Source organism: Acinetobacter sp. WU_MDCI_Abxc222 (assembly GCF_025514755.1).
GTDB lineage: Bacteria > Pseudomonadota > Gammaproteobacteria > Pseudomonadales > Moraxellaceae > Acinetobacter > Acinetobacter geminorum.
The window spans coordinates 17,776-34,816 of the sequence record NZ_JAHPVG010000002.1 but is presented as its reverse complement, the minus strand read 5'-3'; the positions used below and the strand labels follow the sequence as shown (position 1 = coordinate 34,816).

Below are 17,041 nucleotides of genomic sequence, written 5' to 3'. Positions count from 1 at the left end.
TCAACTCATTGGGGTAGGTTCAATCGTCATGCCGGCACTTAAGCCTTGCAGACCCTCAACAATGACTTGATCTCCTGCTTTCAAGCCAGAGGTCACTAACCAACGATTATCAATTGCATCGCCTAGAGTAATTTTTCGTTGCTCGGCTTTATTCTCTTTTCCAACAATCCAAACAAGTGGATTTCCTTCTGCGTCTCGGAACAGCGCACCTTGAGGAATTAAGACGCTGTTAGGACGTGTTCCCGTTCCAAGTTCTGCCCGCACATACAGGCCGGGCAATAACGCATTATTGGGATTGGGAAATGCTGCACGTAAGGTGACACTTCCTGTCGCCTCATCTACAGCAACATCACTAAACTTAAAAGTCCCCTGTTCTGCATAGGCAGTGCCATTCTCAAGCTTCAAACGTACTGAAAGTTCAGTCGGTTTTATTCCATTTTCAGTAAGTTGTTTACGCAGTGCCATGTATTCATCACTCGACTGAGTCAAATCGACATACATGGGGTCCAGTTTTTGAATCGTTGCTAAAGGATCTGTTTGAGCAGAGGTGACTAAAGCCCCACGTGTAATGGATGAACGCCCTATTCGTCCTGAAATTGGCGCACTAACTTGTGTGTAACGTAAATTGGTTCGTGCTGTTTTCAGTACAGCTTCATTTACGGCAACAGTCGCTTTCGCTTGCTCATATGCACTTTGAGCATTATCAAGCTCTTGTTGACTCACCCCATTTACTTTAATTAATTCTTTATAACGCTCGGCTTGAAGGCGAGTCGAATTTACAGTGGCTTTTGCTAATGCAAGATTACCAGCGGCTTCATCCACGCTATCCCGATAGAGTGATGAATCAATTTTATAGAGTGGCTGCCCTTTGCTTACTTGCGTGCCTTCCTTAAATAATTGCTCTATTACTACTCCATTGACTTGTGGACGGACCTGAGAAATTTCAGACGCCACCGTTCTTCCAGCCAATTGATAGGTAGATTCAATCGTCTCTGGTTTTATAGTGATCGTACCCACCTGCTGAATATTTTTAGGGGCAGGCTGATCAGAATCACATCCATTTAAAAAAACAAATAAAGGCAATAAATATATAAACTTACGGTAATTAAAACTTAGATCAAGCATATCTGGGACCCCAGACTTATAGACAATTTATTTACTTTACTGTAAAGTAAATAAATAAGATGTGCAAGAAAACCGATATGTTAAAAAAATCTCCAGGTCGCCCCTCTCGAATTCGCCCTACTATCATTGCTGCAGCACGCGAACTATTTCTTGAGCATGGATTAGAAGTCCGCTTAGAGGCTGTTGCCACGAAAGCTGGTACAAATCGACAAACTTTATATAACCACTTCCCGACCAAGACAGCGTTACTCATTGAAGTCTTTGATCATTTAAAAGCAGAAATGGAAGCACCTTTCATTGAGCAGCATGAATTGAAAAATAAGCGTCTAGATCAATTATTGCTAGAAATTGGACAGTCTGTACAAAATCATTTTTATCATATTGACGTCATTCGCCTGCAAAGATTGCTGATTATTGCCTTAGTTGAAATGAAAGAAATTCTTCCTAAAATTCAGCAACGTACTCAAGGGAATATTAAAAGATCTTTAACCGATATTCTTGTAACTGCACACAATGCTGGTATTGTTAAAATTGATCAGCCAGAGGAAGCAACAAAGGCTTTCCTCGGTGCCGTAATGGGTTATACCTATCCCGCTACGTTGATTAGTGGAAATATTCCAACTCCAGAAGAACTAAAACAGTTAAATGAAGAAGTGTGTCGTACCTTTTTAAAAGCATGGCAATATAAAGAATAGCCCCACAACAAAAGCCCTTATGACAAAAAGGGCTTTTAAAATTATGCATTTAAACGTCGTATCAATTATTAATGGCTTGAAGAAACATCCAGCAAACTCATTTAAGCAGATTTAGGATGGATATTTTCATGCTTCATTCATCCTATTTAAACTGCTTCAAAAAACATTCTAATATCATCTCTTTATCCCCTACTTGACCCGAGCTTAAAAGCTGAATAATGGTTCCTTCAATCATATATAAAAATAATTTGGCGTCCTGAAAGGAAACATCTTTTTTTAGTTTTATTAACTGACCATAGATTTCATTAAGCAACCATGTTCTATATCTTATTGCAGTTATATAGGCTTTTGGATAGGTCAGTTTGGTTTCAAAAATTGCTTTAAATAATAGATAGTAAAGCCCCTCCAAATCGGTGTGTAAGACATAAAGTTTCTTAAGTTTATCCACCACACTTGTTTGACTGGTGTACTCAACCATTGAAACTACTTTTTCTTTTAAACGTTCTTTTTGCACGATCATGCAGATTTCAATAAATCGCTCTTTAGAGTGAAAATAATGATAAAAAGTCGCTTTTGGAATTTGAGACTCTTTCACGATTCTGTCGATTCCAACCGTATGAAATCCGTGATGGTGAAACAGATCAATTGATTTATTTACAACTTGGATGGCACGTGGGGAGATCACTAAATTTGGCATAGTTTTACCGTTATAAAAATTCTTGTTGTATGTAAACGAGATACTTTTTTGGGAGAAAAAAAGGCATAGCAAAGCCGTTAAGACTGTGTTTTGCACATCTCAAGTTTTATTGTTGATTAAGTTTTTGGTCGCGACGAATTAAAGCCTGAAAGCGCTAATCGCTATCAAGTTGCTTATAAATTTAAGTCGTGTCGATATAGACTTTGGCAAAGGCTGCCAAGAAATTAAGAATGTGCAAAGCCAACTCCTTTTTATTGGGAGTTCTGCCAGACATTTATAGAATTATGGTGGCAGAACGAAAGGGGGTTAGCAGACTGGCTCAAGACCCAGCACACCCGAAGGTGTCCCCCTTCCGTCCTACCGCTACAAAAAGGGAGACGAACGGGTCTACATCAAAAAAATGAATTTTTTCAATGTTCTTGAGCACGGTCTGCTAAAACCGGCTGGCAATGTGGCCAGCAGGCAAAGAATAGTGCCCTGTCCTTTTACAGTCAAGCACACAAAATGACATTTTTTTTAATTTAGATCATTAAAAAGTAAGGATAAATAATGAGATGATTATTGTTTAAGTGGGGTTTATAAAGGCATAAAAACAGAAAAATTAGTAAACAACTATTTGTTATGTTTACACGAATATTCAGGGTAAGGAAAATGATAGATCTTCATTTGAATTAAATTTAAAAGTTATTACACAAACACTGATAATTATAAAAACACTATTCTGTAGACGCGATAGAATTTAAAAAAATGATTTTTACATAAGGCATCGGATGAACAGACAGAAAATTGGTGTAGACCTTGGAGGTACTAAATTATTAATATTATGTGATGAAATTGAGGAGATATTTAGTACAGGAGTTTCATTCACCCCAGAAGAATTAATATCACACCTACAATCTTTTATTTTAAAACATGGAATTAAACCCGAAAGCATAAGCCTAGCAGTGCCGGGTCTAGTTAACGAATATGGGCACATTGTTAATTGTGATGTCCTCCCTGCATTTATAGGTTGGCAAGGAAATGAAGCATTAAAATTATTATGTAGTAAAACAATTATCTTAAATGATGTAAAAGCTGCCATGCATGCGGAACTAAATGATTCCTCGTCTCATCTCTCAAGCGGCATTATTATGATTGGTACAGGTATTGGGGCTGCATTCATAATAAATGGAAAACCCTTAATGGGAGCTAGTAGTTGGGCTGGTGAGCTAGGTTACTTACCAGTAAAAAGTAATGAAGGAATTAAGCGTCTAGATGAAGTTGCAAGTGGCTCAGCAATTACCAAACAATGTGCACTCAGCCCATCTAATCTAGCATTAATGGCTAACAATGGAGATCAACCAACTTTAACTGTTATAAAAGAGGCAGGCACAGCTTTAGGTCTTGGAATAGCAACTGTTATTAATCTTTTAAACCCATCGCAATTAGTAGTAGGAGGAGGAACAATAGAATTACCCGGTTATTTAGACGCGGCTTTAAAGTCTGCTAAAGAAAACTGCCTTCCTGAGCTTTGGCAAGATTGCGACATATCAAAAGTAAAAGCGGGAAGAAAAGTAGCTGCTTTAGGTGCTATACGTGCAATTGAACAATAAAATAATATGAGTATTTTTCTGATCCGACATACTGAGAGTGAAGCCAATATTAATGGAAAAACCCTTTCGCATGCTTTGATTACTTTAAGTGAACATGGGCATAAACAAGCTCAAGCACTCTGTTCACAACTACCTAAAATTGATCATGTAATTGTGTCTCGATATTTGCGTACACATCAAACAGCTACCCCACTTTTGGAAAAATATAATCTCACTCTTGAAATAGATGAACATGTGCATGAGTTTAGCTATTTGTCTGAGCGTAAGTGTGCCAATACCAATATGGATGACCGTAAAGCTTGGGTAAATACGTACTGGGAGAAAATGGATTATCAGCATAGAGATGCCGATGATGCAGAGTCTTTTGAAGATCTATATATTCGGGTTCAAGCTTTTCATGAAAAACTAAAAGCACTAACTGAAAATTATGTCCAAAAGAATTTGGCTGTGTTTAGCCACGGACAGTTTTTACAGCTTTTGATGATGCAATTACAGCAGCCTCAGCCACTTTCAAAAGAATTGATGCAGCAGTTTAGATACAACTTGGTTAATCAGCCGATTAGAAATACTGAGTTTTTTACTTATTAAACTGGTAAATTTAACATAAGCTGTATTATGTATTTTAGGAAATTTTCATTTTTTCTAAGTCTAATAAAAAGGAAATATATGTCTTCATATTTTGATAGATATGCATATTTAATAGGATTTTTTCTGGGATATTTAGATATTTTTGAAAGCAACCAAGATATTTTAAATTATTTTCAAAAAAATCCTGATGAAATTCCTATATGCATTGATGAAATTTCAAAGCTAATAAATGATGATTTATTAGATTGGAAGATCTTTACAGATGAAGCAAATATTTACTTTCAATCTAAAACAGATTTTATTAATTTTTTTAATTGGCTCAAAACTGAATTAAACAAAATAACTTTAGAATAAAGTATTTATTAAGATATCTACTATATAAAATTAAAGAAAGGCAATATGGAAATTTCCTACGTAATCACGCATGGTCCACAAAGCTCTATCATAGATCCTATTGTTTCATCAGAAATTGAAGGTACTTTGATAATTAAAGTTAAAAATAAAATTATCTTCAAGGAAGAAGATCTACTATTATTAGAATTTGCCATTTACTTAAAACAATGGCTTGATAGAGATGAGAAGCAAAATTTTTCTTATTCCTCTATGGAGTTTGAGGAAAAAAATATTCTCACTTTTGCAAAAGAAAAAGATAATTTATGGAGAATCAACTCAGTTTGGTTTAATAAAGATAAAAATAATATTTATGTAATGTATCCAGAGATAATAAATGCTTGTATTAATTTTATAAACAAATTAAAAAATGATTTTAAAGGTATAACTTTTCAATATTAGAAAAAATATAAAATTAGGAGAGACAAGCTATTGCAGACTACTTTACACAAAAAAGATTAATATTTATACTGACAGAATTAAAGTTACTCTAAAAAATTAAATAAAGTTTCCATACTTCATGTTTTTTTAGAAAGTGATAAAATCAGATTATTCTTTAAAATTGGGATTCTTAAATGTTAAATACAATTTTATTTAGTATTACATTGGGAGTATTCACTTCCATAGTCTCAATTTTTCTTACAGAAAAAATAACAAATGTATTTTTTAATAAAAAAGAATTTTCTGAAAATTATATAATGTTTTCAAAAGTCTTCTATACTTTTTTGTTTATGATTTTTTCAATCTTTTTCTCTATTCTCATAGGAAAAGGTTACCCTATTTATTTTGAAGAAAGCTTAAGACATGTTTTTATAAAAGGATACTTCTCGACCTATTTTATAATTTTTATCATTTTTGTTTTCCAAAAGAATACTTAATATTTTCTGACACACATTTTTTAGTAAAAACCAAATTAGCAGCAAATAATAATGTATAAATTATTTTATTTGATTCCAGATTTAAAAATAGATACTCAATAGACTAATAAATACTGCCTCATTAGATAGGAAGGCAGCATTTGGATATAGGATCTATTTTAAAGAGGTGTTCCACAAATATCTGTGGTACCTGTTGGATAAGTAAATTGTAGTTTTGAATGATCAGATACTATTTCATATGATATTTCTTTACCAAGGGCACTAGAGTTGGAAGCATAAAATCCCTCTTCAATTGCAATAGCAAACTTCATTTTGCTTAACGGAGTTGTATAACTCCATGTGTATCCCCTATCTACGCCATTTACAATATAACCAATTTTCTTGCTGATTTGATTGTAATAAATCCCAACTCTCACTGTTTCATTTGCTAAAATTTCATTTTGTGTCTGATTTGGGGTTATGTTTCCAGAAATAGAACTCATGAACAAATTTTGCTGTGAACCATACGCACTTCCAAAACTTGGCGCGGCAAAAACAATACCATCATAATTACTTGTTCCCGTGATAAATCCTGAAGCTAGTTCACTTGAGTTTAGATTTATTGGTTTCTTGAAAATATATTCAAAAGCAACAACATTAGACTGAGCAATATTGGTATCAGATTTAGTTTTTATCAGTGTTCCTATGTTTATATTAGCCAAAGCCTTAGTTAACACTTTCTGTCCAGTTATTGTTATATAGTTGCTTGGATTTGGTGTCCCTTCTAGTGTTTGTGAAGCACTTGGATCAATCTCTAAATCACCAATTTTACATTCGGCCCAACTCTGTACACTGATAATTAATAAGCTAAGAATCAATATATTTTTTTTCATTATTTCACCTTAATTTTATTGTGATTTTTGATTTTATGGTAAAAATTTAAGGTTTAGAATTTTTTCAGATAAAGAGATAATAGGTTAAGTATGCTAAGAATTATTTGATAGCTAGTCTTCTAAAATTAATATAAATCTAGTTCCGATAACTTTGGGTTTCCTTTAAAAATAAATAATAAAAAAGCCAAGCCCCATCACCGAGGCTTAGCTTTTAAAAATAATTTTAAATTAAAAAAAATTACTTATTTGATGTCTGCAAATTCAGAAACAGGTTTGTTCACTTCAACTTTCGTACCTGCAAATTTTTCGCTCACAAACTTTTGAACTTTAGGTAAGTGATAAAGTTCACCAAGTTTTGTATAGATCGGATCATTCTTCTTCGCTTCAGCAACACCCAATAAATTCACATAAAGCTTTGTAGACTGGTCAATAGGTTCACGGAAGATAGAATCTTTCATTACATTTAAGCCACCCTCAAGTGCCAATGTATTACCCAATACAATTGCATCTACATCGTCTTTAACACGGACTGCTGTAGTCATTTGAATTGGTTTTAATTGCAAATTTTTAGGGTTCTCAGCAATATCATTAGTAGTCCCTTTTACAGGATCAAAGTTCGGCTTAAGTTTAATCAGATTTGCAGATTGCAATAAAGTTAATGCACGTGCTTCATTAGCAGTATCGTTTGGAATCGCGATAGTCGCACCTTGTGGGAACTCTTCAACAGATTTAACTTTATTTGCATAAATACCCATTGGCTCTAGGTAAGTTGTCGCAACAGCAGCAACTTTTGCCTTATTTGAAGCATTATAAGCTGCCAAATAGTTAAAGGACTGGAACGCATTTACATCCTGTTCACCATTTGCGACTGATGTATTAAGCACAACATAGTCAGTCAAATTGGTCACTTCGAGTTTAATACCAGCTTCTTTAGTTTCAGGAAGCGTCGCAACATATTTCCACACGTCAGTATCCGAACCTGTTGAAACCAGTTTAATTGTTCGAACTGACTCAGTTTTGTTCTCAGCTGTATTTTCAGTTTGCGCAGGTTGTTTACTACATGCAGACAGTGTGAGAACAGATGCGCCGAACAGGACACTAAATAATTTTTTCATAAATACATCCTAAAATAGAAAATGCTTACTCTACAAAAGAGAAACATTCCCAACCATTGGGTCAAAATGCAATATTTGGCTGGAAATAATTTCCAGATATATAAGGGTTTAGAAACCTGAATTCAGCCTTATTTCTTCCTTGATCTTGCTCGCTGAACAATAGAATCACGTTTTGAAACAGTCTCTAAATATGGGCTCATCATATATCAATAAATGGATAATCTACAAATAACTTGTTCGATTCTGATATCTAGAAGCGTTACAAGTAAAATACTGAAAACAAAAAATATATTATATAAATACAACAATTTTGATTAAAATATATACTCGCTTGATTTATATGAAATTTTTAGGATTTGTTAGCAGTATTTAAGCTAAATCTTACAGTAATGTAGAGACTAGGCATAAAAAAAGCCCTTGTCATGAACAAGGGCTTTTTAAGAATCTGGCGGAAGCAGTTTTTTATATAACTCTTCTCTGATACGGCTTAAAAATAAAATCATATATTTCAAAAAATTAAATTAAAAATCATCCAACTTCATCCTGCACAATCTAGCTTTTTATAATTCTAATACTCAAAATTCATATACAACAAATTACTCATTATTCAGGGCTACTTCACGAACTAGGGCAAGGAAGGCTTTCAAACCTGCAGATTGATTACGTCTTCCTGAATAATATAAACAAAGTCCAGACATACAAGGCATCCAATCCTCTAACACGGAAACAAGTTGACCTGACTCAATTTCAGCGCGAACATCCTGTTCCATAAAGTATCCTAGGCCAATGCTCTCTAATACTGCAGCTCTTGATAAGCTTGCTTCATCAAGGGTTATCGGTCCTTGCACATCAATTTGAATAATTTCTCTATTTTTTTCAAATTTCCAGCGGAATAGTGCACCATCAGGTAGACGTACTCGAATACATTTATGTCTAAAAAGATCTGTTGGTATTTGTGGCTTCCCATAACACTCAAAATATTCAGGTGAACCAACAACCACATATTTTTGAAGTTTACCAAGGGACACAGCAATCATATCACTTGGAACAAGATGAGCGACACGAATACCTAAATCAAAACCATCAGCAATAATGTCAACAAGTTTGCCCTCAGTGACCAAATCAATATTCATTTCTGGGTAACGTCGAAGAAATTCGATAATTACAGGAGAAATAATTTCTCTCGCTGCAAATGCAGCCGCATTGATTCTTAATGTACCTGACGGCGATTCTCTCTGCGAACGTACAATATCCAACGCGCTATGAATATCCTGAAGAGCAGGCCCGACCTGTTCTACAAAAAGCCTGCCTGCCTCTGTCAAGGAAACACTACGTGTTGTCCGATTAAACAGACGTACACCCAAATTTTCCTCTAATTTACCAATTGCATGACTTAAAGCCGTTGTCGACATCCCTAGTTCAATCGCAGCGCCACGAAAGGTTCCTCTCTTAGCGATTGCTATTACTGCTTTTAAATCATTTAAATTTGCTCGTTCCATTATCCTGATTTATTCAACTAAACATCCCATTTTGTACGGATTGTTAGAACAATCGTCAAATCATAAAATTTAAAACACCAATTTAGATCATTCAAAAAGAGCGACTCATGAAAGATATACCAGAAGTGGTTAGTGCATACTTTGATGCTGATCAAGCGAACGACGTAGATGCTTTGAACCATATTTTTTCTGACTCTGCCATTGTTGAAGACGATGGCAGTCTATACAGAGGAATTGTGGAAATTCGTACATGGTTGCTGGCAATTAAAGAAAAATACCAGTACTCACTTGAAATTATTGATGTTTCTAATACGGATCATATCAGCACGGTTTTAACACAAGGGAGTGGCAACTTTCCAAATAGTCCTGTGAAACTTAATTTTCAGTTCACACTTGAAAATGACAAAGTTGTTAAATTGAGGATTTATTAATGGAAGATTTTATTACTTTAAAAGGAAAACGTGCCTTAATCACGGCGGGTACAAAAGGTACTGGTGCTGCCACCGTTAAATTATTCAATGAACTTGGCGCGACAGTACTAACCACTGCTAGAACTCAACCAGATTATTTACCGAATAATGTACATTTTGTTTCTACTGATCTCACAACTCGAGAAGGTTGTGAGGCTGTTGTCCAAGCAGTACAAGAGTTATTAGGTGGTGTAGATATCATTGTACACATGCTTGGTGGCTCATCTGCACCAGCAGGTGGATTCACAGCATTGACCGATGAAGAGTGGTACAAAGAACTTCACCTAAATCTGATGCCTGCAATACGTATTGATCGTCAATTAATTCCCGATATGATTCAACAAGGCCAAGGTGTGGTAATCCACATTACGTCTATACAACGCTCACTTCCTCTACCTGAAGCCACGACAGCTTATGCTGCTACAAAAGCAGCACTAGCGACTTATAGTAAAAGCCTGTCAAAAGAAATATCCCCCAAAGGTATTCGAGTTGTTCAGGTCTCACCAGGATGGATTGAAACAGAGGCGTCTATTGCTCTGGCAGAGCGGCTGGCTTTACAAGCTGGCACAGATTATGAAGGTGGTAAACAGATAGTCATGAATTCAATCGGAGGAATTCCTATTGGACGACCAGCTAAACCAGATGAAATAGCAAATCTTATCGCATTTTTGGCGTCAACCCGTGCGTCTGCAATTACAGGTACTGAATATGTGATTGATGGTGGAACGATTCCTACAATTTAATAGTAATGTTGAATCACGCCATATTATATTTTTTCTTCACTTGAGCAGTTTAGAATTACAGGTAAAAAAAAGCCCTTGTCATTAACAAGGGCTTTTTAAGAATCTGGCGGAAGCGGTGAGATTCGAACTCACGGAGGACTCACACCCTCGTCGGTTTTCAAGACCGGTGCATTAAACCGCTCTGCCACGCTTCCAACGAGCGCTATAATATAAATAAAAATTGAAGTTGGCAAATCTTTTATTTAATTTTTAATTCAACCGCTCAAAATAAACACAAATCCATTTAAATTTCTGAGCTTTCCGTCTTTTCATAGCGAATTGTATTGATATACCACAGCTTTTTTCCAGATGGCGTGTGTACTTCAATCTCATCATCAACTTCTTTACCGAGCAATGCACGAGCCATAGGTGACTCAATCGAGATATGTTGAGGATGATGATCATAAATTTCATCGATTCCCACAATACGTAAAGTTTTTTGCTCCCCTTCTTCATTTTCAATCTCAACCCAAGCGCCAAAGTAAACCTTACCGTCTTGCTCAGGTGAATAATCAACGATTTTTAATTCTTCTAAGCGTTTTCCTAAATAGCGTACGCGTCGATCAATTTTTCTGAGGAGCTGCTTGTTGTATTGATAATCCGCATTTTCACTGCGGTCCCCTAAGCTTGCAGCCCAGTTTACTTTTTTGGTAATTTCCGGTCGTTCTTCATGCCAAAGTTGTTTTAATTCAGCAACTAATTTGTCATGCCCTGACCGAGTGATTAAGTTAGATTTCATGATAAAAAACCACTGTTCAACAACATATCGCTTACAAGATGTAGCATTTTATACCCTATTTTCTCACATCAGAAGTGTATAAATTTTCTTCCTTAAGAAATTCATGTGTTTATGATGATATATCGAAGTTTTAATTGTACAAAATTTGACATTACTTTTTTTCAATATTATGATGCGCGCAGTTTAAATGTTGAGCATTTTTTAACCCATTCGAAAACTATGTAGATTTTCTACACAGTTTGTTTTTTTCATTTCATGTCATTTTGAATGACGTCATGACTGCCCACCCCTTATTGAATTTATCAACTTTTAGAAGTTATGGCAGCTTTTTGTCTGACTTTTAGGGCATAAATTATCTGTAGCGGAGACAACATGCACAGTAATTCAAGTTCTGGGTCGAGGCTTTGCCTTAACTCTTTATTTTCTTCTCTCCCGTTAAAAGCACTTGCACTCAGTACTATGCTTTTTCCATTTCATAGTCTTAATGCAGGGAAAACCCTACAGTACAATACTGTAGTTAATACAAACACTTTAACTGTTGTTGCGGTAGAAAGCCCGACAACCGTTTTCAAAGAAGATCAGTTTCTACATGGTTTTGGTTACGACTTAGCACGTAATTATGCGCAAAACCTAAATGTAAAGCTGGACTTTAAAATCGTGGCAGACAATGCCACTGCACTTAAATGGGTTCAGCAAGGTAAAGCAAACTTTGCGATGACTACAGCTGGTTTAAGCACAATCGAAAACAAAGGTTTGATGTCTTTTTCTGCAACTTGTGGTGACACAGCGAATTTGCAAAAAAATGGCTTAAATCCTGAGTTAAGTTGGGTATTTAAACAGGCTGATGACCCACTCACCCAGACCGCCAGTGGCTTTGTATGCCAAAGTAAGCAAAATGGTGTGACACAACAGCTTGCCTCTTTTTATAACCGCAATGTGGTGAAACCAGAAGCATGGTCAACCATTCAACGTGACTTAAGTACACGTTTACCGATCTACAAAGCAAGCTTTAAGCAAAGTGCCGCGAAGTATGATCTAGATTGGCATTTACTTGCCGCAATTGGTTATCAAGAGTCATATTTAAAGCCAGAATCTGTTTCTCCCACAGGTGTTCGCGGCTTAATGATGTTAACTAATAGCACTGCTCGGGCAATGGGTGTAAGCAATCGTAGCGATCCTGCTCAGAGTATTCAGGGCGGCGCGAAGTATTACGATTTGATGCTAACTGAATTTGATAATATTCCGTTCCCTGATCGGAACTGGTATGCGCTTGTGGCCTATAACATGGGACCGGGTGCGGTAAGTCAGATTCAGAAGCGCTTGCAATCTCAAGGGAAAGATCCGAACAAATGGGTTAATCTCTATGACTATTTGCAAAGCAATAAAGCGCGAAATGGTCGATATAAGCAAGCAGTTCAATATGTCACTCGTATCCGTGCTTATCTTGAACATATCAAAACGGCGCAAACACGAATCAATATCTAATTTTTATTTTCAAAAGTTGATAAATTCATGGTTTGTATCAATAAAAAGCTTACCTCTTCGGGTAAGCTTTTTATATTAATTCTTTTAGGATTAAGCAGTATGCTCTAATACTTTCTTAAACAAATCTTTTTGTTCTTGGCTTGGCTTAGCTGTTTGTAAAGCCATTAATTGAGACATATCGCCCTGAACTTTAATTTTACCAGTCATGAATGCCTGCATAGCAGCAGCCATATCAAACTCTAAGAATACTTTACGTAAAGTTTCAGCATCCATATTTAAAGTTGTTTTGGCATTTGAAGACAAACCTTTTTGGATTTTACCCCCATCTAACGCTAATTCGGTATTTCCAGAAGCATCTGTAACTACTAAATTAATTGCCAAATTCGCAAGAGCGGGTGGCAAATTAAGATCACCTGCTTCAGCAGTTAATTTTTCGACAGTCGCAAACCAATCTTCAGTTAAAAATGCAGGCATGATTCTTCCTCAAATTTATTTGTTCAATTTCTCTGGTTGTCTATCCAGACAACATCATGTGAAGCAATTCTGCTTGTGCGTTGTTATAGCATGTAATTTAAATTTTGGGCTATGACTTTTTGTACGGAACATTCATTTTTTAGTATTTTGATACATTAAAGGCACTTGTTTATAAAGTGCCTTTAACATTGTCTACACTAGCTTTTATTCAGCAGCAAAGCTTAAGTTCACGACATCTAAACGGTTCTTCAGCTCTTCCGGATCTTTAATATCTAGCTCGCGCTGAGAATCTAGAGCTTCAAAATCAAACAATTCACGGTCCGCTAACTGAGACGGAGATACGTTTTGTAACGCCCCGAAAATGCTGTGTAAGCGTTTTGGATATTGTTTATCCCATTCACGTAGCATTTCGTTAAGCATGGCACGCTGTAGGTTTTCCTGCGAACCACAAAGGTTACATGGAATGATTGGGAACTGACGTATCTCGGCATATTTGATAATGTCTTTTTCTTCAACATATGCCAAAGGACGAATCAAAATGTTCTTTTTATCTGACGATAAAAGCTTTGGAGGCATCGCCTTTAAGCTACCGCCATGGAACAAATTCAAGAAGAATGTTGCAATGATGTCATCACGGTGGTGACCTAAAGCAACTTTAGTCGCACCAATCTCTTGTGCAAAGCCATATAAAGAACCACGGCGTAAACGTGAACACACTGCACAGTAAGTTTTACCTTCCGGTGTTAGACGTTTAGTAATGGTATAGGTGTCTTTTTCTAAAATGTAATATGGAATGTTGTTCTCTTCCATATAACGAGGCAAAACATCTTCAGGGAAGCCAGGTTGTTTTTGGTCAAGGTTAACCGCAACCACATCAAAATTGATCGGCGCAATACGCTTAAACTGCAACAAGATATCAAGCAAGGTATAACTGTCTTTACCACCAGACACACACACCATGACCTTATCGCCATCTTCAATCATATTGAAGTCACGAATAGCATGCCCAACTTGACGGCGAAGCTTCTTGAGCAAACGGTAATAGGCCGAGCTTGTTGGAAGTTCAGGCTTAAAATTAAATCCCTGATTGGACTCAACTGGCGCGTACATAGACGAGATATACCCATAAATAAAAATACCGCGCAATTTTATATGATTCAGAAGAGAATCGCATCAAAAGAATAGTTTCAATTCTTGAAGTCGTCACATTGCTCGTGCATGATGCAAAAGACACGCTCTAATTTTGACTATAGCGTTCAAATTTTGTGCAAAATGCTTACTTTTTGGACTTTTCCACAGTTTTCCACAAAACCTGTGGATAAAATTGTGGATTTCTTCGTACTTGACAAACTGTTTTGACCTTCTGTTAAGGGTTCTATTTAAATTGATCATTTTTTAACCAATGTTTTTTCCCATTAATTATCAATAAGTTAATCATGTCAATAGAATCATTTTAAAAAAAATTTTTAATTTTTTTTGATGAGCATTCGAACAAATCAGCTTGATTTTTTGAAAGAGTCGAAATAAAAAAAATTACACAAAACTTCTTTAAGTAATATTTTTTGATAAACTCTTTGGCAAGTTTTAAATACCTTAAAATTGTGAATAACATAAAATGAAAAATTCGGTTCAATTTCTTATTTCTTGTTTGCTGGGGATGACCACTTTTACGGTCGGCATAACTTCGAGTTCAGCAGGTCAAATGTATATTTACCAAGATAAAAACGGTAGTACATTGCTCACCAACCGAAAAAGCTATGACCAATCTCTAAAAAAAGTAAAAGTAACCTATTATCCGGATAGCAATATTCACAGTTATACAAACTGGGGAGCATCAGAAGCTTCTGTTCTGCCAAGCTATAATAAGAATAAAAATGCTTTTGACCACATCATTAAACAAGCTGCACAACAACATGGTGTTTCGGAAGGTCTAATTAAAGCCGTTATGCACACCGAGTCAGGATTTAACGTAAGAGCTCGTTCGCCAGTAGGTGCTCAAGGCTTAATGCAGCTAATGCCTGCGACTGCCCGTCGTTTTAATGTCTCTAACGCGTATGACCCGCAACAAAATATTTTTGCTGGTGCTAAATATTTAAGCTGGTTGCTCAAGCGTTTTAATGGAAACACACAAATGGCACTTGCGGCTTACAATGCAGGTGAAGGTAACGTTGATAAATATGGTGGTATTCCCCCTTTCCGTGAAACACAAGATTATGTACGCCGTGTGACAAGCCGATATCAAAACTTATATGCATCTGGAACAGGCTTTTCATCTTTTACGAATGCTTCAGCACAAACTGTTTCCCATTCTTCTAATTTTGCAGAAAATACAACAGCACAAATCTCAGCACCAGCACCTAAATATTCATCTTCTCGTCAAATTGTGACTTTACCTGACGGCACCTATACAGATGCACCGACAGGCACTTATGTTACAAACAATGCCACTGCAATTGCCCATATACGAATTGAATAAATAATGAAGAAGAACTGTTACTCACAGTTCTATTCCAACGATTCTCTATGTTTTAAATTGTAATGATCTATTACCTGATCTTTACCATTTTGACGATTTTAGCCAATAATTCTTTAATTTTAGGCACATTCTGCTACGTGAAAGAATGTATCAATTCCTTATTTTTTTCTTGAATTTTTTGCCCAAGCCCCGCATATTAGCTGCATGATTTAGAGTTTATAAATCAGATAACATTTTATTTATAAGAGGATTTTCTCAATGATGCGGATTGGTTTGTTTTTGCTTACCAACCTCGCGGTACTGGTTGTAGCTGGCATTATTTTGTCACTCTTCGGTGTCGGTAGTTACCATGGCGCGGGTGGCTTGAATCTAGGCAACCTTTTAGTGATCTGTTTTGTGTTTGGTATGGTGGGATCTTTAATCTCGTTATTCATGTCAAAATGGATGGCTAAGAAAACGACCGGTACAGAACTGATCGACCCGAATGCTCCTCGTAACCAAGCTGAAAGCTGGTTATTGCAAACAGTCGCTGAACTTTCTCAACGTGCTGGTATCAACATGCCAGAAGTTGGTATTTTTCCATCATATCAATCCAATGCCTTTGCAACAGGCTGGAACAAAAATGATGCCTTAGTTGCCGTTTCATCTGGTCTACTTGAACGTATGAACAAAGATGAGCTACGTGCTGTGCTTGCGCACGAGATTGGTCACGTTGCGAATGGTGACATGGTTACCCTAGCGCTCATCCAAGGTGTTGTGAACGCCTTTGTTATGTTCTTTGCTCGTGTAGTTGGTGACTTTATCGACCGTAATGTCTTTGGTCGCCAAGACGATGAAGCCCCTGGTATGGGTTACTTCATTATTACCATGGTATTGGATATCGTCTTTGGTATTCTCGCTTCTGCCATTGTGATGTGGTTCTCTCGTTATCGTGAATACCGTGCTGATGAAGCAGGTGCACGTTTAGCAGGTAAACAAGCAATGATTTCTGCATTATTACGTCTCCAAGCTGAGACAGAAATGCCAGATCAAATGCCAAAAGAAATGAAAGCCTTCGCAATTGCAGAAGGTAAAGAACAAGGTTTCAGCTTAGCTGCTTTGTTCCAAACCCACCCAACAATTGAACAACGTGTGGCAGCTTTACATCAATTAGATTGCCCATAA

Annotated in this window: 19 protein-coding genes and 1 tRNA gene; 11 read left to right on the top strand and 9 right to left on the bottom strand. The window is 36.3% G+C overall.

Annotation, left to right across the window (positions count from 1 at the left end):
• Positions 1-1,125 carry a multidrug efflux RND transporter periplasmic adaptor subunit AdeD gene (gene adeD, locus KTJ10_RS04170; protein ID WP_199992115.1) on the bottom strand — a complete coding sequence of 375 codons (1,125 nt, stop codon included), beginning with the start codon at positions 1,123-1,125 and terminating at the stop codon, positions 1-3.
• A 77-nt stretch (positions 1,126-1,202) separates the two neighbouring features.
• On the opposite strand from adeD, the gene KTJ10_RS04165 reads away from it, so the two are divergent.
• Positions 1,203-1,820, top strand: coding sequence for a TetR/AcrR family transcriptional regulator (locus tag KTJ10_RS04165; protein ID WP_032041956.1), 618 nt, complete (start codon positions 1,203-1,205; stop codon positions 1,818-1,820).
• 142 nt (positions 1,821-1,962) lie between these two features.
• Here the strand turns inward: KTJ10_RS04165 and KTJ10_RS04160 are convergent, their stop codons facing one another.
• Entirely contained in the window at positions 1,963-2,517 is a 555-nt protein-coding gene (locus tag KTJ10_RS04160; RefSeq protein ID WP_262441432.1) for a TetR/AcrR family transcriptional regulator, read from the bottom strand.
• Positions 2,518-3,287: 770 nt separating this feature from the next.
• Here KTJ10_RS04160 and KTJ10_RS04155 point away from each other — a divergent pair.
• From KTJ10_RS04155 to KTJ10_RS17965, 5 genes are all read left to right on the top strand, one after another.
• The gene (locus KTJ10_RS04155; protein ID WP_262441431.1) at positions 3,288-4,109 is read left to right on the top strand and encodes an ROK family protein; all 822 of its coding nucleotides are present in this window, start codon (positions 3,288-3,290) and stop codon (positions 4,107-4,109) included.
• Positions 4,110-4,115: 6 nt separating this feature from the next.
• Positions 4,116-4,697 (top strand): histidine phosphatase family protein, encoded by a 582-nt coding sequence (locus KTJ10_RS04150; RefSeq protein ID WP_199975736.1) that lies wholly within the window; start codon positions 4,116-4,118, stop codon positions 4,695-4,697.
• A gap of 78 nt (positions 4,698-4,775) precedes the next feature.
• Positions 4,776-5,051 carry a hypothetical protein gene (locus KTJ10_RS04145; RefSeq protein ID WP_199975735.1) on the top strand — a complete coding sequence of 92 codons (276 nt, stop codon included), beginning with the start codon at positions 4,776-4,778 and terminating at the stop codon, positions 5,049-5,051.
• A 45-nt stretch (positions 5,052-5,096) separates the two neighbouring features.
• Positions 5,097-5,489 (top strand): hypothetical protein, encoded by a 393-nt coding sequence (locus KTJ10_RS04140; protein ID WP_032064105.1) that lies wholly within the window; start codon positions 5,097-5,099, stop codon positions 5,487-5,489.
• A 173-nt stretch (positions 5,490-5,662) separates the two neighbouring features.
• A complete protein-coding gene (locus KTJ10_RS17965; protein ID WP_032007040.1) occupies positions 5,663-5,965 on the top strand; it encodes a hypothetical protein in 303 nt (100 codons plus the stop codon).
• A 158-nt stretch (positions 5,966-6,123) separates the two neighbouring features.
• On the opposite strand, the gene KTJ10_RS04135 is transcribed toward KTJ10_RS17965, so the two are convergent.
• The 3 genes from KTJ10_RS04135 to KTJ10_RS04125 form a co-directional block, all read right to left on the bottom strand.
• Complete coding sequence (locus KTJ10_RS04135) at positions 6,124-6,837, bottom strand: DUF4882 domain-containing protein (protein WP_262441430.1); 714 nt, start codon at positions 6,835-6,837, stop codon at positions 6,124-6,126.
• Positions 6,838-7,079: 242 nt separating this feature from the next.
• Positions 7,080-7,952 (bottom strand): MetQ/NlpA family ABC transporter substrate-binding protein, encoded by an 873-nt coding sequence (locus KTJ10_RS04130; protein WP_262441429.1) that lies wholly within the window; start codon positions 7,950-7,952, stop codon positions 7,080-7,082.
• Positions 7,953-8,548: 596 nt separating this feature from the next.
• Positions 8,549-9,451 (bottom strand): LysR family transcriptional regulator, encoded by a 903-nt coding sequence (locus KTJ10_RS04125; RefSeq protein ID WP_199975731.1) that lies wholly within the window; start codon positions 9,449-9,451, stop codon positions 8,549-8,551.
• 107 nt (positions 9,452-9,558) lie between these two features.
• Between KTJ10_RS04125 and KTJ10_RS04120 the strand changes: the two genes are divergently transcribed.
• Positions 9,559-9,882 carry a nuclear transport factor 2 family protein gene (locus tag KTJ10_RS04120; protein WP_199975730.1) on the top strand — a complete coding sequence of 108 codons (324 nt, stop codon included), beginning with the start codon at positions 9,559-9,561 and terminating at the stop codon, positions 9,880-9,882.
• Positions 9,882-10,664, top strand: coding sequence for an SDR family oxidoreductase (locus KTJ10_RS04115; protein WP_199975729.1), 783 nt, complete (start codon positions 9,882-9,884; stop codon positions 10,662-10,664). The genes KTJ10_RS04120 and KTJ10_RS04115 overlap by 1 nt, the downstream gene beginning before the upstream one ends.
• 104 nt (positions 10,665-10,768) lie before the next feature.
• Here KTJ10_RS04115 and KTJ10_RS04110 read toward each other — a convergent pair.
• Positions 10,769-10,858: transfer RNA gene (locus KTJ10_RS04110), tRNA-Ser, on the bottom strand.
• Positions 10,859-10,947: 89 nt separating this feature from the next.
• Positions 10,948-11,442 carry a transcription elongation factor GreB gene (greB, locus tag KTJ10_RS04105; RefSeq protein WP_199975728.1) on the bottom strand — a complete coding sequence of 165 codons (495 nt, stop codon included), beginning with the start codon at positions 11,440-11,442 and terminating at the stop codon, positions 10,948-10,950.
• Between the two features lie 372 nt (positions 11,443-11,814).
• On the opposite strand from greB, the gene KTJ10_RS04100 reads away from it, so the two are divergent.
• Entirely contained in the window at positions 11,815-12,927 is a 1,113-nt protein-coding gene (locus KTJ10_RS04100) for a transglycosylase SLT domain-containing protein (RefSeq protein ID WP_199975727.1), read from the top strand.
• 90 nt (positions 12,928-13,017) lie between these two features.
• On the opposite strand, the gene KTJ10_RS04095 is transcribed toward KTJ10_RS04100, so the two are convergent.
• Entirely contained in the window at positions 13,018-13,401 is a 384-nt protein-coding gene (locus KTJ10_RS04095; RefSeq protein ID WP_002118641.1) for an SCP2 sterol-binding domain-containing protein, read from the bottom strand.
• Between the two features lie 204 nt (positions 13,402-13,605).
• Positions 13,606-14,511, bottom strand: coding sequence for a tRNA 2-thiocytidine(32) synthetase TtcA (gene ttcA, locus KTJ10_RS04090; protein ID WP_086264491.1), 906 nt, complete (start codon positions 14,509-14,511; stop codon positions 13,606-13,608).
• 505 nt (positions 14,512-15,016) lie between these two features.
• On the opposite strand from ttcA, the gene KTJ10_RS04085 reads away from it, so the two are divergent.
• Complete coding sequence (locus KTJ10_RS04085) at positions 15,017-15,877, top strand: lytic transglycosylase domain-containing protein (protein ID WP_199975726.1); 861 nt, start codon at positions 15,017-15,019, stop codon at positions 15,875-15,877.
• Between the two features lie 258 nt (positions 15,878-16,135).
• Positions 16,136-17,041 carry a protease HtpX gene (gene htpX, locus KTJ10_RS04080; protein ID WP_002118851.1) on the top strand — a complete coding sequence of 302 codons (906 nt, stop codon included), beginning with the start codon at positions 16,136-16,138 and terminating at the stop codon, positions 17,039-17,041.

Coding starts and splice junctions, on each gene's coding strand:
- ttcA (WP_086264491.1), bottom strand. CDS start 14,511: ATGTACGCGCCAGTTGAGTCCAATCAGGGATTTAATTTTAAGCCTGAA.
- greB (WP_199975728.1), bottom strand. CDS start 11,442: ATGAAATCTAACTTAATCACTCGGTCAGGGCATGACAAATTAGTTGCT.
- KTJ10_RS04150 (WP_199975736.1), top strand. CDS start 4,116: ATGAGTATTTTTCTGATCCGACATACTGAGAGTGAAGCCAATATTAAT.
- KTJ10_RS04085 (WP_199975726.1), top strand. CDS start 15,017: ATGAAAAATTCGGTTCAATTTCTTATTTCTTGTTTGCTGGGGATGACC.
- KTJ10_RS04165 (WP_032041956.1), top strand. CDS start 1,203: ATGTTAAAAAAATCTCCAGGTCGCCCCTCTCGAATTCGCCCTACTATC.
- adeD (WP_199992115.1), bottom strand. CDS start 1,125: ATGCTTGATCTAAGTTTTAATTACCGTAAGTTTATATATTTATTGCCT.
- KTJ10_RS04100 (WP_199975727.1), top strand. CDS start 11,815: ATGCACAGTAATTCAAGTTCTGGGTCGAGGCTTTGCCTTAACTCTTTA.
- KTJ10_RS04125 (WP_199975731.1), bottom strand. CDS start 9,451: ATGGAACGAGCAAATTTAAATGATTTAAAAGCAGTAATAGCAATCGCT.
- KTJ10_RS04160 (WP_262441432.1), bottom strand. CDS start 2,517: ATGCCAAATTTAGTGATCTCCCCACGTGCCATCCAAGTTGTAAATAAA.
- KTJ10_RS04145 (WP_199975735.1), top strand. CDS start 4,776: ATGTCTTCATATTTTGATAGATATGCATATTTAATAGGATTTTTTCTG.
- KTJ10_RS04130 (WP_262441429.1), bottom strand. CDS start 7,952: ATGAAAAAATTATTTAGTGTCCTGTTCGGCGCATCTGTTCTCACACTG.
- KTJ10_RS04155 (WP_262441431.1), top strand. CDS start 3,288: ATGAACAGACAGAAAATTGGTGTAGACCTTGGAGGTACTAAATTATTA.
- KTJ10_RS04095 (WP_002118641.1), bottom strand. CDS start 13,401: ATGCCTGCATTTTTAACTGAAGATTGGTTTGCGACTGTCGAAAAATTA.
- KTJ10_RS04140 (WP_032064105.1), top strand. CDS start 5,097: ATGGAAATTTCCTACGTAATCACGCATGGTCCACAAAGCTCTATCATA.
- KTJ10_RS04120 (WP_199975730.1), top strand. CDS start 9,559: ATGAAAGATATACCAGAAGTGGTTAGTGCATACTTTGATGCTGATCAA.
- KTJ10_RS17965 (WP_032007040.1), top strand. CDS start 5,663: ATGTTAAATACAATTTTATTTAGTATTACATTGGGAGTATTCACTTCC.
- KTJ10_RS04135 (WP_262441430.1), bottom strand. CDS start 6,837: ATGAAAAAAAATATATTGATTCTTAGCTTATTAATTATCAGTGTACAG.
- htpX (WP_002118851.1), top strand. CDS start 16,136: ATGATGCGGATTGGTTTGTTTTTGCTTACCAACCTCGCGGTACTGGTT.
- KTJ10_RS04115 (WP_199975729.1), top strand. CDS start 9,882: ATGGAAGATTTTATTACTTTAAAAGGAAAACGTGCCTTAATCACGGCG.